We start from the raw sequence: 13,379 nt of genomic DNA on the forward strand, positions 1-13,379 counted from the left end.
ATGCCCGACCTGAATGCGATCCTCGAGATGGCGCAGAATGCCCAAGCGGAGCTGCAGAAGGCGCAGGACAACCTCGACAAGATCGAGGTGGAGGGTCAGTCCGGCGGCGGCCTCGTTAAGGTGCGGGCGTCGGCCAAGGGCCGGATCATCGCGGTGACGCTGGATGACAGCCTGCTGCAGCCGTCCGAGAAGACCATGGCCGAAGACCTGATCGTTGCGGCGTTGAACGACACCCGCGCCAAAGCCGACCAGGCGGCGAACGCGGAGATGGAGAAAATGCAGTCGAGCCTGCCGATGCCGCCCGGGTTCCAGATGCCGTTCTAACGGCTTCGTTACATGGTCACCCCCGGCGAAGGCTGGGGTCCATACTGCCTCAGCCTGCGACACTAGCTGGGCTGGGTGCCAGCTTGCGCTGGCATGACGGCATTGCGCTTGTCGTCCGCCCCCGCCACTCTCCTGCTTGAAAGAGGGAGGATCGACGCCATGAAGCTCGGCGCGATGCAGGACTGGCCGCTGCGGGTCACCCGCCTGGTTGACCATGCCGAGCGCGAGCATGGCGCGCGGGAGATCGTCTCCGCGTGGGGTGACGGCTCGCTGACCCGCACAAACTGGCGGGAGGTCGCGGCGCAGGCACGGCGGATGGCGCGGGCGCTGGAGCGGCTCGGCATCGGGCGCGGCGACCGGGTCGCCACCCTGGCAATGAACCATGCCCATCACCTGACGTCATGGTACGGGGCGGTCGGGATGGGCGGCGTCCTGCACACCATTAACCCGCGGCTGTTCGCGGACCAGCTCGCCTTTATCGCCAACCATGCCGAGGACCGCGTGCTGCTCTACGATGCGGCGTTCAAACCGCTGGTCGACGCGCTAAAGCCGCAGTGGAGCACCATCGAGCAGTACATCTGCTTCGACGACGGCGAGTTCGCGCAGTGGCTGAGCACGGAGGACGACGACTACCGCTGGATCGACGGCGACGAGCGCGAGCCGATCGGGCTCTGCTACACCAGCGGCACGACCGGCAACCCCAAAGGCGTACTGTACGAGCATCGTTCGACGATGCTCCACGCGCTAATGGAGGTGACTCCCGACGTGTTCGGCCTGTCCGCGCGCTCCGTGGTGCTGCCGATCGTCCCGATGTTCCACGCCAACGCCTGGGGAGTGCCGTGGGCGGCGCCGCTGGTCGGGTGCAAGCTGGTACTCTCCGCTGACTATCGGCCCCAGCAAATGTGCGACCTGTTCCGCGACGAAGGGGTGACCCACTCCGCCGGGGTGCCGACCATCTGGCTCGGCATGATCGAGCATATCGAGCGCACCGGCGCCGACCTCGGCTCGCTGCAGAGCGTGACGATCGGCGGCTCCGCTGCGCCGCGAGCGATGATCGAGTGGTTCCGCCGGCGTGGGCTCAACGTCGGCCACGCCTGGGGTATGACCGAGACCTCGCCCATCGGAACGTGTGGAGCGCCGCCGGCGAACTGGGACGAGATGACCGATGTTGAGCAGCTCGACTACGTCGCGCGGCAAGGGCGGGTGCCGTTCGGGGTCGAATTGAGGATCATCGACGACGAGGGTCGCGGGCTGCCGCGCGACGGCGTGGCGTCGGGCCGGCTGCAGGCGCGGGGACCATGGATCGTGCAGCGCTACTTCAAGGAGGATGCGGACAGCGCCGATGCGGTGGGCTGGTTCGACACCGGCGACGTGGCCGCGCTGCACCCCGACGGCACCATGCAGATCACCGACCGCGCTAAGGATGTGATCAAGTCGGGTGGCGAGTGGATCAGCTCCATTGAACTGGAGAACTGCGCGGTCGGCTGCCCAGGAGTGGCCGAAGCCGCTGCGATCGGCATCCCGCATCCGAAGTGGGACGAGCGGCCGCTGCTGCTAGTGGTTCGCGCCGGCGGCAGTGCGGTCGGCGAGCCGGACATCCGCGCCCATCTGTCGCGCCACATCGCCAAGTGGTGGCAGCCGGACGGGATCGAGTTCGTCGACGAACTGCCGCACACCGCCACGGGCAAGCTCAGCAAGAAGACGCTGCGCGAGCAGTTCCGCGACTACCGCTTCAAGGATGCCGAGGCGATGGTCGGGCGCGACTAGCGCGCATCTGGATTCCGGTTGCGCCATCCCCTAAGTGGCGCGGCAACTCTCGACACCGCCAGACACAAGGACCCGCGACCCGATGGCCGCTCAATATTCCTTCGTCATGAAGGACCTGATCAAGACGTTTCCCGGTGCGCCCAAGCCGGTGCTCAACCACATCAACCTGCAGTTCTACCCGGACGCCAAGATCGGCATCGTCGGTCCTAACGGCACCGGCAAGTCGACCCTGATGAAGATCATGGCCGGCCACGACAAGGAGTTCCAGGGGGAGGCCTGGCCTGGCACCAACATCACGGTCGGTTACCTCGAGCAGGAGCCCGAGCTGGATCCCGGCAAGTCCGTGATGGAGAATGTTCGCGAGGGCGTGAAGCCGGTCGCCGACATGATGACCCGCTTCAATGAGATCTCCATGCTGATGGGTGACCCGCCGGCCGACGCCGACTTCGATGCTTTGCTGGCCGAGATGGGCGAGCTTCAGGAGAAGATCGACTCGGTCGACGGCTGGACGCTCGACAACCAGCTGGAGATCGCGATGGACGCGCTTCGCTGCCCGCCAGGCGACAGCCCCGTCACCAGCCTCTCGGGCGGTGAGAAGCGCCGGGTGGCGTTGACCCGGCTGCTATTGGAAAAGCCGAGCATTCTTCTGCTCGACGAGCCCACCAACCATCTCGACGCGGAGAGCGTCCAATGGCTCGAGAAGCACCTGATCGACTATCCGGGCAACGTCATCCTGGTCACCCACGACCGGTATTTCCTCGACAATGTGGTGAACTGGATCCTGGAGCTCGATCGCGGCAAATACTTCATCTACGAAGGCAATTATTCGACCTACCTCGACAAGAAGGCCAAGCGGCTGGAGCAGGAAGAGCGCGAGGACGAGGGCCGGCAAAAGGCGATCAAGGAAGAGCTGGAATGGATCCGGCAGTCGCCCAAAGCGCGTCAGACCAAGTCCAAGGCGCGGATCAAGGCGTTCGATGCGCTGGTCGAGGCTTCCGAGAAGCGCAGCATTGGCAAGGCGCAGATCGTCATTCAGTCCCCCGAACGGCTCGGCGGCAATGTCATCGAGGCGAACGGGCTGACCAAGGCGTTTGGCGACAAGCTGCTGTTCGAAGACCTCAGCTTTAACCTGCCGCCGGGCGGGATCATCGGCGTGATCGGCCCTAACGGGGCTGGCAAGTCGACCCTGTTCAAGCTCATCACCGGACAGGAGCAGCCGGACGGCGGCTCCATCAAGATCGGCGAAACGGTGCACCTGGGGTTTGTGGACCAGAGCCGCGACGCGCTCGATCCGAAGCACAACGTTTGGGAGGAAATCTCGGGCGGGCACGAGCTGATGACCGTCGGCAAGCAGGAGATGCAGACCCGCGCCTATGTCGGCGCCTTCAACTTTAAGGGCGCCGACCAGCAGAAAAAGGTCGGCCAGCTGTCGGGCGGCGAGCGCAACCGCGTCCACATCGCCAAGATGCTCAAGGAGGGCGGCAACGTCCTGCTGCTCGACGAGCCGACCAACGACCTCGATGTCGAGACCCTGCGCGCGCTCGAGGATGCGCTGGAAGCCTTCCCGGGCTGCGCCGTGGTCATCAGCCACGACCGCTTCTTCCTAGACCGCCTCGCGACGCACATCCTGGCGTTCGAAGGCGACAGCCACGTCGAATGGTTCGAAGGCAACTTCGAAGCCTATGAGGAAGACAAGCGCCGACGCATGGGCCCCGAAGCCGACCGCCCGCACCGGATGAGCTACAAGAAGCTGACTCGCTGATTGTAATGCCGCGGAGTGGCCCGCGCTACTCCGCGACCCTCGCGCCGTGGTGCGTGCCGCCCCGACGCAGGCCCTCGTAGTAGCTGTCTGGTCCTTCCTCTGCTCGCCGCCGCCGCAGCCACGCGTCCACGCTCCAGGGCCCTGGTCCCGCGAAGACCGTGTAGAGGAAGATGAAGCAGAACAGGATGGCGGTCTCGCCGCGGTTGAGGGCGGGCCAGAAATTGTCGGGGGCGTGGACCAGCCAGTAGGCGACCGCCATCTCTCCGGCGAGGATAAAGGCGGTCGGGCGGGTGAACAGGCCGATCAGCAATAGCGTGCCGCCGATCAGCTCCAGCATGCCGGCCACCCAGAACTGAGTCCACGGCGGCGGAAAGCTGGCGGTGCTCAGGGGCACGCCGAGGATCTTGGACGTGCCGTGCGACAGGAACAGCAGCGCCGTCATTATCCGTAGCACGGACAGGAACGTGGGTGACCAGCGGTCGCACCAGCCGCCTTCTTCGAACATCGGGTTCTGCATCGGCTGCCTCCTTTGATGGTGGGCAGGACTCTGGCACTGATCTTCTTGTACCACGTCGCGGATCGGGACCCAAGCGCAGCACTCTTCCGCGCTGCAGCATCCTCATGATAGAGGCGCGACCATGACGTCGACCAATGACATCCGCCGCAGCTTCCTCGACTTCTTCGAGCATGCCGGCCACTCGCGCCAGGCCTCGGCGCCGCTGGTGCCGCAAAACGATCCCACGCTGATGTTCGTCAACGCGGGCATGGTGCCGTTCAAGAATGTGTTCACCGGCCTGGAGACCCGGCCCTACTCGGCCGCGACCAGCAACCAAAAGTGCGTCCGGGCCGGGGGCAAGCATAACGACCTCGACAACGTCGGCTACACCGCGCGGCACCACACCTTCTTCGAGATGCTCGGCAACTTCTCCTTCGGCGATTATTTCAAGGATCGCGCGATCGAGCTCGCCTGGAGCCTGGTCACGAAGGAGTGGGGGCTTTCGCCCGACCGCTTGACCGTCACCGTCTACCACACCGACGACGAGGCGTTCGACTTGTGGAAGCGGATCGCGGGCCTGCCTGACGAGCGCATCATCCGCATCCCGACCAAGGACAATTTCTGGGCGATGGGCGACGACGGCCCGTGCGGCCCCTGCTCGGAGATCTTCTTCGATCATGGCGAGCATATCCCCGGCGGACCTCCCGGCAGCCCGGACGAGGATGGCGATCGCTTTGTTGAGATCTGGAACCTCGTGTTCATGCAGTATGAGCAGGCGGGCGGCGAGATCGTGTCCGAGCTGCCGAGTAAGAGCATCGATACCGGCATGGGTCTCGAGCGCATCGCCGCGGTGCTGCAGGGGACGCACGACAACTACGAGACTGATACGTTCAAAGCGCTGATTGGCGCCAGCGAGGAGCTGACGAGCAACAACAGCCCGGACATGGCGGCCAGCCACCGGATCATCGCCGATCATCTGCGCACGTCGGGCTTCCTGGTCGCGGATGGCGTGCTGCCAGCCAACGAGGGCAGGGGCTATGTGCTTCGGCGGATCATGCGGCGGGCAATGCGCCACGCCCATCTGCTGGGCGCAAGCGAGCCGCTGATGCACCGGCTGGTGCCCGCGCTGGTCGCGGAGATGGGGGCCGCTTATCCCGAGCTGGTCCGGGCGCACTCGCTGATCGAGGCGACGCTGAACCAGGAGGAGACCCGCTTTCGGCAGACGCTGAGCAACGGCCTCAAGCTGCTGGACGAGGCCACGGCGGAGCTGCCGGCGGGCGGTACGCTGCCCGGCGCGACGGCCTTCAAGCTCTACGATACCTATGGCTTCCCATACGACCTAACGGAAGACGCGCTGCGCGCCCGTGGCCTGCAGGTCGACCGCTCGGGCTTTGACGACGCCATGACGGCGCAGAGGGCGGCGGCGCGGGCGGCGTGGAAGGGCTCGGGCGACAAGGCTTCGGACGAGCTGTGGGTCGATCTCGCTGAGGAATTCGGCGCGACCGAGTTCACCGGCTACACCGCTGAGGAAGGTGAGGGGATCGTCCTTGCGATCGTCCGCGATGGTTCGCGGGTGGACGGCGCGGCAGCGGCACAGACGGTGCAGGTGATCACCAACCAGACGCCCTTCTATGCCGAGAGCGGAGGCCAGGTCGGTGATCAAGGGACGCTGCGTGGGGAGGGTGGCACGCAGGCCCGAGTGCTCGATACGCAGAAGCAGGCTGGCAAGCTCCATGTGCATACGGTGGTATTGGAGCTCGGCGAGCTCAGCGTCGGTGCTCCTGTGCGGCTGGAGGTCGACCACGCACGGCGAGATGCGGTTCGGGCGAACCATTCGGCGACGCACCTGCTGCACGCCGCGCTGCGCGAGCGGCTGGGCAAGCATGTCGCTCAGAAAGGCTCGCTGGTCGCTCCCGACCGGTTGCGCTTCGACATCTCGCATCCGAGCGCCATCGCCGGGTCCGAGCTGGCGACGGTGGAAGCGGAAGTGAACGGGCAGATCCGCGCGAACACGCCGGTTTCGACGCGCCTGATGACGCCCGACGACGCGATCGCCGAGGGCGCGATGGCCTTGTTCGGCGAGAAGTATGGCGATGAGGTGCGCGTCGTGTCCATGGGCACCGACGGCGGGCGCTACTCGGTCGAGCTCTGCGGGGGCACGCACGTCGGCGCTTTGGGTCAGATTGGTCTGTTCAAGATCGTGTCGGAAGGCGCGGTCGGTTCGGGCTTGCGCCGCGTAGAGGCATTGACCGGAGAATCAGCACGGCAGTGGTTGCTCGGCCGCGACCAGCGGCTGCGCGAGATCGCCGCCAGTTTAAAGGCGACGCCAGACGAGGCGCCCGCCCGCGTCGTCGCTCTGGTCGAGACCACTCGCAAGCTGGAGCGTGAGCTGGCCGAGGCGCGGCGGCAACTTGCGCTGGGTGGCGGCAAGGCGGAAGCAGCAGGGCCGGAGGAGGTCGCCGGCATCAACTTCCTCGGCCGAGTGGTCGAGGGGCTCGATCCCAAGTCGCTCCGTTCGGAGGTGGACGCCCTCAAGAAGCAGCTCGGCTCGGGCGTCGGCGCGCTGATCGCCGTCAACGACGGCCGCGCCAGCGTGGCGGCAGGAGTCACCGACGATCTCGCGGGACAGGTCAGCGCCGTGAACCTCGTCAAGGCGGCCGTGGCGGCGCTCGGCGGTCAGGGCGGCGGTGGCCGGCCCGACATGGCGCAGGGCGGTGGTCCGGAAGGGAGCAGGGCGTCAGAGGCGCTGGCCGCGATCAGGCAAGTGCTGGCGAAGGTCGCGGCCTAGCGCCGCCGGCCCAGCGCCGGCTCGGCGGCGAGATCGCCTTCCCGCATGATGGCGGCCCGCAGCTCGCTTCGCTTCTCGTGGATCGAGGCGATTACCGGTCCCATCGCCACGCCGATGTCCACTAGGACCGCTTCCGACATCTGCAGCGAGCCCTCCAGCGTCTCCGGCACGGCGTCGGTGGCACCCGCGCGGTAGAGCTCGGCGGCATGGCTGTTGTCCCGGGCCCGCGCGACAATGGTCAGCTCCGGGCAGGCACGACGCATGGCGCGGGTCAGGCGGATGGTGAGCACCGGTTCGTTCATGGTCAGCACGGCGGCGGCAGCCTCGCCGCAGCGGAAGCGCTCCACTACGTCGCCGCGGCTGACGTCACCGAACACGACCCGATAGCCGGCAGCCCGGGCATCGGCGACCGCATCAACGTCGCCGTCGACACCCAGGTACGGGCGGCCGTGCGCGCTCAGCATGTCGGCGACCAGGCGCCCAACCCGGCCGAACCCGAGGATAACCGTCTGCTCAGGCTCCGGGGCAGATCCCAATGCAAGCGCGTCGGCGTCCACTTGGCGGGACAGCCTGCGGCCTAGCGCCGCCAGCAGCGGCGTCACGGTCAGGCCCAAGGCGGTGACGATGGTCCAGAAACTCGCCTGCGCCCCGCTGATCGCTCCTGCCGCAAGCGCGCTGCCGAGCACGATCAGCGTCAGCTCCGACGGGCTTGCCATGAGGAAACCCGTCTCGACGGAGGTTGAGGCGCGCGCGCGCCGCCAGCGCAGCAGCAGGAAGATCAGCAGGCTCTTGGCGGCCAGCAGCGACAGCGTGGCGGCAAGCAAGGCTGGCCATGCCGCAGCCAGAGCGGCGACGTCCAGCCGCATGCCAACGGTGATGAGGAAGATCCCTAAGGCAAGGCCGCGGAGCGGGGCGGTGATGGCCTCGACCTCGCCATGGTAGTCGGTTTCGGCGATCAGCAGTCCGGCGATCAGTGCCCCCATGACGGCACCGAGTCCCGCCGCGCCCGTGGCAAGGCTGGCCAGCAGAACCACGAGCAAGCTGGTTGCCAGGAACAGTTCGGGGCTCTTGGTCCGCGCTGCCTGCGCGAACAGGCCGGGCAGTAGCAGGCGTCCAACGACCAGCAGCCCGGCGACCGCCGCCGCCCCGCCCAGGACCACCTGTGCTACTTCGCCCGCGGACCCCTTGGCATCGAGCAGGAACAATATCGGCACCAGGGCCAAGTCCTGGAACAGAAGCATGGCAAGCGCCGCCCTGCCGGTGGCGGTGCCGGTCCCCACCAGCGGCATGACCAGCGCGGTGGAGGACATGGCCAAAGCCAGGCCGAGCACTGCCGCGCTGATCGGGGATGCCTCGGCAAGCAGCAGCACGCCGCCGACAAGGGTAGCGGTGGCCAGCATCTGGAGGCCGCCCAAGCCGAACACCGCCGATCTCATCCCCCACAGTCGGCGGAAGCTCAGCTCGAGCCCAATAGCGAACAGCAGCAGCAGGATGCCGAACTCGGCGAACGGCTCGATCCTGGTGCGATCGGTAATGGTGACCGCTTCCAGCCAGGGATGACGGGGCACCAGCGCACCAAGGCCCGCCGGTCCGATCGCCGCACCTACCAGGATGAACCCGATCACGGGCGAGACCCTCAGGCGCGCAAAGGCGGGAATCACCACCCCGGCGGCGCCGAGGATCACCAACGCGTCGCGGATGCCGCCGCCGCCGAGTTCGCCTGCCATGCCCCATTAAGCAGGGGGGACCGGTGGAGCCAAGCGCAGCGTTACTCGTTTGCGCCTAGGTTGCAGGAGAAAACCGATGACCGAGAAGACGTTCAAGAAGGGCGACAAGGTTCAGTGGGACTCGAGCGGAGGACACTCCGTGGGCAAGGTCGAGAAGAAGCTGACCAGCCCCATGCAGATCAAGGGCCACAAGGTTGCCGCGTCGAAGGACAATCCCGAATACCTCGTCAAGAGCGACAAGAGCGGCAAGGAAGCCGCGCACAAGCCGAGCGAGCTGAAGAAGGCTTGATTTCGCAGCGTCGCGCCCGACTTCCCGCGTGCGGGAGTGACGAGCGAGCAATGAGCACGGATTTGTTGATCGTCGGCGGCGGCCCGGCCGGATTGATGGCTGGGCTGCTGTTCGCCCGTGCCGGCGCGTCCGTGCGGGTGGTCGAGAAGCACCCCGACTTCCTTCACGATTTCCGCGGCGACACCGTTCATCCCTCGACCATGGAGGTGCTCGCCGGGCTTGGCCTGCTCGACCGCTTCCTCCAGCGCCCGCACCAGCGGCTTCAACGTGCTGAGCTCCGCATTGGCGGGCGCGACATGGTGGTCGGCGACCTCAGCCGGGTGCGGAGCCGAACGCCGTTCATCGCCATGATGCCGCAATGGGAGTTCCTTGACTTCCTCCGTGCGGAGGCTTCGCGTTACCCCGATTTCCGCCTGGATATGGCCACGCCGGTCGCGGCTTATCTCCAAGAGGACGGCAGGATCGCCGGGGTCAGGCTCGCGAACGGCGAGGAGGTCCGGGCGACGCTTACGATTGCGGCGGACGGGCGGCACAGCCTGGTGCGACGGCACGAGCTGCTGCCCGTCAAGGATCTCGGTTCACCGATCGACGTCTTCTGGTTCGAGCTGCCCAAGCGCACGGCCGAGGCGGGGACGCTGCGGATCGCGGTCGACCGCGGCCGCATCCTGGTCCGCGTGGATCGGGGCAGCTATTGGCAATGCGCCCTGGTGTTTGCCAAAGGTGGCGCTAACGACCTCAAGGCCCGGGGGATCGGGGCGATCCGGTCGGAGATCGAGGCGATCGAGCCCAGGCTGGGCAGCATCGCAGGCGACCTTGTCGAGCTCGACCAATTGCACCTGCTGGAAGTCAGCCTCGACCGGCTGAAGCGGTGGCACCGCCCGGGCCTGCTAGCGATTGGCGACGCCGCGCATGCCATGTCTCCCATGGGCGGCATCGGCATCAACCTCGCCATCCAAGACGCGGTCGCGGCGGCGAACCTGCTGGCCGAACCGCTCGCGAAGGGGGAGAACGTCGACCGCTTGCTCCAGCGGGTGCAGCGCCGACGCGAGGGCTCCACCAAGCTGATCCAACTGGTGCAGAAGATCACCCAGGATTGGGTGCTTGCGCCTGTCCTCCGTCGGAACCAGCTCCTCAGCAAGCCGCCGCTGCCGTTGCTGGTGCTGGAACGCTTCCCCGCACTCCGCCGCATCCCCGGCCGGGCCATCGCGCTCGGCATCCGACGGGAACGGGTTGAGCCGTTGGTAGCTAAGGCCGCTTAAGCGAAAGCGGAGAGCGCCGCTTGGAGGGAGCGGGCGCTCGCCGGACTCAAGGGCCTAAGCCGCCTGACCGATGCCTTCCGCCTGCATGGCCCGATCGAGATTTGCGCGAATAGCTTCGAAAAACTGCTCGGTAGTCATCCAGGGCTGGTCGGGGCCGACCAGGATCGCCAAGTCCTTGGTCATCTGGCCGTTCTCGACCGTCTCGACGCAGACGCGCTCGAGCGTCTCAGCGAATTTCACCACATCCGGCGTATCGTCGAACTTACCGCGGTACTTGAGGCCGCCGGTCCAGGCGAAGATCGACGCAATCGGATTGGTCGAGGTCGCCTTGCCCTGCTGGTGCATGCGGTAATGGCGGGTGACGGTGCCGTGCGCGGCCTCCGCTTCCACCGTCTTGCCGTCTGGGGTCATCAGGATCGACGTCATGAGGCCAAGCGAGCCGAAACCCTGAGCTACCAAGTCCGATTGCACATCGCCGTCATAGTTCTTGCAGGCCCAGACGAACTTGCCCGACCACTTGAGAGCCGAAGCGACCATGTCGTCGATCAGGCGATGCTGATACTCGATCTTCTTGGCTTCGAAGTCGGCCTTGAACTCGGCTTCGAAGATTTCCTCGAAGATGTCCTTGAAGCGGCCGTCATAAGCCTTGAGGATGGTGTTCTTGGTGCTGAGGTAAACAGGCCAGCCGCGCTGCAGGCCGTAGTTGAGGCAGGCGCGCGCGAACTCGCGGATGCTTTCGTCGAGATTGTACATGCCCATGGCGACACCGGCGCCGGGGAACTCGAACACCTCGTGCTCGATTTCCTCACCGTTCTCGCCGGTCCACTTCAATGTCAGCTTGCCTGCGCCCGGCACCTTGAAGTCGGTCGCCTTGTACTGGTCACCAAAGGCATGACGGCCAACCACGATGGGGTCAGTCCAGCCGGGGATCAGCCGCGGCACGTTGGCGATCACGATCGGCTCGCGAAAGACCACGCCGCCCAGGATGTTGCGGATGGTGCCGTTGGGCGACTTCCACATCTTGGTCAGCTTGAACTCCTCGACGCGCGCCTCGTCGGGAGTGATGGTGGCGCATTTCACGCCCACGCCGTGCTGCTTGATCGCGTTGGCGGCCTCGATCGTGACCTTGTCTTGCGTCGCATCGCGGTTCTCGACGGACAGGTCATAATATAGGAGGTCGATGTCGAGATACGGCTGGATCAGCCGCTCGCGAATCCACTGCCAGATGATGCGGGTCATCTCGTCGCCGTCGAGCTCGACGACCGGGGTCTTCACCGTGATCTTGGCCATGTTCGGTCCTGCGCATGTCTGGAGGTTGGCGGCGCTCTATCGGCGCGGGGCGGCGCTGGCAACGGCGGCGGTTGTTCGCTTGGCAAGCGGAGGGTAGGGGGGCTTCATGGCGCATATCGAGAACCCAGACAGTCAGTTGACCGCCGTCAAATGGCGTTTCCCGTCCGTACATCCGGAGGGGCGCAAATATGTGATGATCGCCGCGGGTGTCGCGCTGCTGACCTATTGGGCGATCAGCCAGTTCCTCGGCTGGCTGCTCATCGGGGTGACGATCTGGGTCGCCGCCTTCTTTCGCGATCCGGTCCGCACCACGCCGGTCAGCCCGCGCCTGATCGTTGCGCCCGCTGACGGGCTGGTCACCATGATCACCCGCGTGCCGGCACCGCCGGAGCTGCGTTCTACCCTCGGTGAGGGCGAGTTCACCCGCGTGTCGATCTTCATGAGCGTGTTCGACGTGCACATCAATCGCTCGCCGATTGCCGGGACCGTCCGCCGCATCGCCTATGTCCCGGGCAAGTTCGTCAACGCCGACCTCGATAAGGCGAGCGAGGACAACGAACGGCAGCACCTCGTAGTGGAGGCAGCGGATGGGCTGAAGGTAGGCTTCACTCAGATTGCGGGCCTGGTCGCGCGGCGCATCCTGTCGTTCGTGGCAGAGGGAGATCGGGTGACGGCCGGCGAGCGCATCGGCTTGATCCGCTTCGGCAGCCGAGTGGATGTGTTCCTGCCAGCCGGCACCGGCTCGCGCCTGCTGCTCGGCCAGCGTGCCATCGCCGGCGAAACGGTAGTGGCCGAACTCGGAGTAGACCCGGGGCTGGCCGGGGCGAGCCAGTGATCGATCGACCGGCCGCGCCGGGCGGCATTGCGTTTCGGGCGATGGTACCCAACGCGGTCACCGCCCTAGCGCTCTGCCTTGGCCTGACCGGCGTCCGCTTCGCGGTTGGAGGCGAATGGGACAAGGCATTGGGGTCGGTGGTCCTCGCCGGGGTCCTCGATGGAATGGACGGGCGCATCGCCCGGTTGCTGCGCGCGCAGAGCAAGTTCGGGGCGGAGCTTGACAGCTTGGCCGACAACATTGCGTTCGGCACGGCGCCGGCCTTGATCCTCTTCATGTGGTCCTTGAGCAGCGCTCCGCGGTTCGGCTGGATCGCCGCGCTCGCGTTGGCGGTCTGCTGTGCTCTGCGCCTCGCGCGCTTCAATTCGCGCATCGACGTCGCCGAACAGCCGCACAAGTCCGCGGGCTTCAACACGGGGGTTCCCGCTCCAGCCGGCGCTGGGTTGGCCTTTGTGCCCGTCTACCTGTGGCTGGTCACCGGCAATGAGCTGTTCCGCAGTTGGCCGCCGGTGATGGCATGGACCTTGTTCATCGCGCTGCTGATGATCTCCAACATCCCGACTTTCAGCTGGTCGTCGATCCGGATCCGGCGCTCCATGCGCTTGTTCGCGCTGGCATTCGTCGCTCTGCTAGGCGCAGCGCTGGTGATCGAGCCATGGTGGAGCCTGCTCGGCGTGTCTGCGCTGTACCTGCTATGTCTGCCGTGGGCGCTGCACAGCTACGCCCGGGTCAAGCAGCGACGCGCAACTCCGCGGCCGGCTTGACCGTCGCACGCATGGGCGCAGGCCGGGGCGCATAACGGACCGTCACCGGCCGGGTAGCAATCGCCGCTTCCGCCAAGG

11 protein-coding genes are annotated in these 13,379 nt (G+C 66.3%); 8 read left to right on the plus strand and 3 right to left on the minus strand.

What is annotated here, in order from left to right:
* The 3 genes from QZX62_RS03655 (at position 1) to ettA (ending at position 3,853) form a co-directional block, all read left to right on the plus strand.
* Positions 1-324, plus strand: a complete 324-nt coding sequence (locus QZX62_RS03655; protein ID WP_294172214.1) for a YbaB/EbfC family nucleoid-associated protein — start codon at positions 1-3, stop codon at positions 322-324.
* Positions 325-483: 159 nt separating this feature from the next.
* On the plus strand, positions 484-2,091 hold the full coding sequence (locus tag QZX62_RS03660; protein WP_294172202.1) for a long-chain fatty acid--CoA ligase: 1,608 nt from the start codon (positions 484-486) through the stop codon (positions 2,089-2,091).
* 82 nt (positions 2,092-2,173) lie between these two features.
* Complete coding sequence (ettA, locus tag QZX62_RS03665) at positions 2,174-3,853, plus strand: energy-dependent translational throttle protein EttA (RefSeq protein WP_294172203.1); 1,680 nt, start codon at positions 2,174-2,176, stop codon at positions 3,851-3,853.
* A gap of 25 nt (positions 3,854-3,878) precedes the next feature.
* Here the strand turns inward: ettA and QZX62_RS03670 are convergent, their stop codons facing one another.
* Positions 3,879-4,370 (minus strand): DoxX family protein, encoded by a 492-nt coding sequence (locus QZX62_RS03670; protein ID WP_294172204.1) that lies wholly within the window; start codon positions 4,368-4,370, stop codon positions 3,879-3,881.
* Positions 4,371-4,491: 121 nt separating this feature from the next.
* Between QZX62_RS03670 and alaS the strand changes: the two genes are divergently transcribed.
* On the plus strand, positions 4,492-7,137 hold the full coding sequence (gene alaS, locus QZX62_RS03675; protein WP_294172206.1) for an alanine--tRNA ligase: 2,646 nt from the start codon (positions 4,492-4,494) through the stop codon (positions 7,135-7,137).
* Here alaS and QZX62_RS03680 read toward each other — a convergent pair.
* On the minus strand, positions 7,134-8,864 hold the full coding sequence (locus QZX62_RS03680) for a cation:proton antiporter (protein WP_294172207.1): 1,731 nt from the start codon (positions 8,862-8,864) through the stop codon (positions 7,134-7,136). The genes alaS and QZX62_RS03680 overlap by 4 nt on opposite strands.
* A 76-nt stretch (positions 8,865-8,940) precedes the next feature.
* Between QZX62_RS03680 and QZX62_RS03685 the strand changes: the two genes are divergently transcribed.
* The gene (locus QZX62_RS03685) at positions 8,941-9,153 is read left to right on the plus strand and encodes a DUF2945 domain-containing protein (RefSeq protein ID WP_294172209.1); all 213 of its coding nucleotides are present in this window, start codon (positions 8,941-8,943) and stop codon (positions 9,151-9,153) included.
* 50 nt (positions 9,154-9,203) lie between these two features.
* A complete protein-coding gene (locus QZX62_RS03690) occupies positions 9,204-10,412 on the plus strand; it encodes an FAD-dependent oxidoreductase (protein ID WP_294172211.1) in 1,209 nt (402 codons plus the stop codon).
* A gap of 54 nt (positions 10,413-10,466) precedes the next feature.
* On the opposite strand, the gene QZX62_RS03695 is transcribed toward QZX62_RS03690, so the two are convergent.
* Positions 10,467-11,702, minus strand: coding sequence for an NADP-dependent isocitrate dehydrogenase (locus QZX62_RS03695; RefSeq protein WP_294172212.1), 1,236 nt, complete (start codon positions 11,700-11,702; stop codon positions 10,467-10,469).
* A 106-nt stretch (positions 11,703-11,808) separates the two neighbouring features.
* On the opposite strand from QZX62_RS03695, the gene QZX62_RS03700 reads away from it, so the two are divergent.
* Entirely contained in the window at positions 11,809-12,537 is a 729-nt protein-coding gene (locus QZX62_RS03700; protein WP_294172213.1) for a phosphatidylserine decarboxylase, read from the plus strand.
* A gap of 41 nt (positions 12,538-12,578) precedes the next feature.
* Positions 12,579-13,301: a phosphatidylcholine/phosphatidylserine synthase gene (locus QZX62_RS03705; protein WP_294172215.1), complete on the plus strand. Its 723-nt coding sequence runs from the start codon at positions 12,579-12,581 to the stop codon at positions 13,299-13,301.
* Positions 13,302-13,379: the final 78 nt, after the last annotated feature.

The organism is uncultured Sphingomonas sp., from assembly GCF_902806265.1.
In the GTDB taxonomy this organism is placed as follows: domain Bacteria; phylum Pseudomonadota; class Alphaproteobacteria; order Sphingomonadales; family Sphingomonadaceae; genus Sphingomicrobium.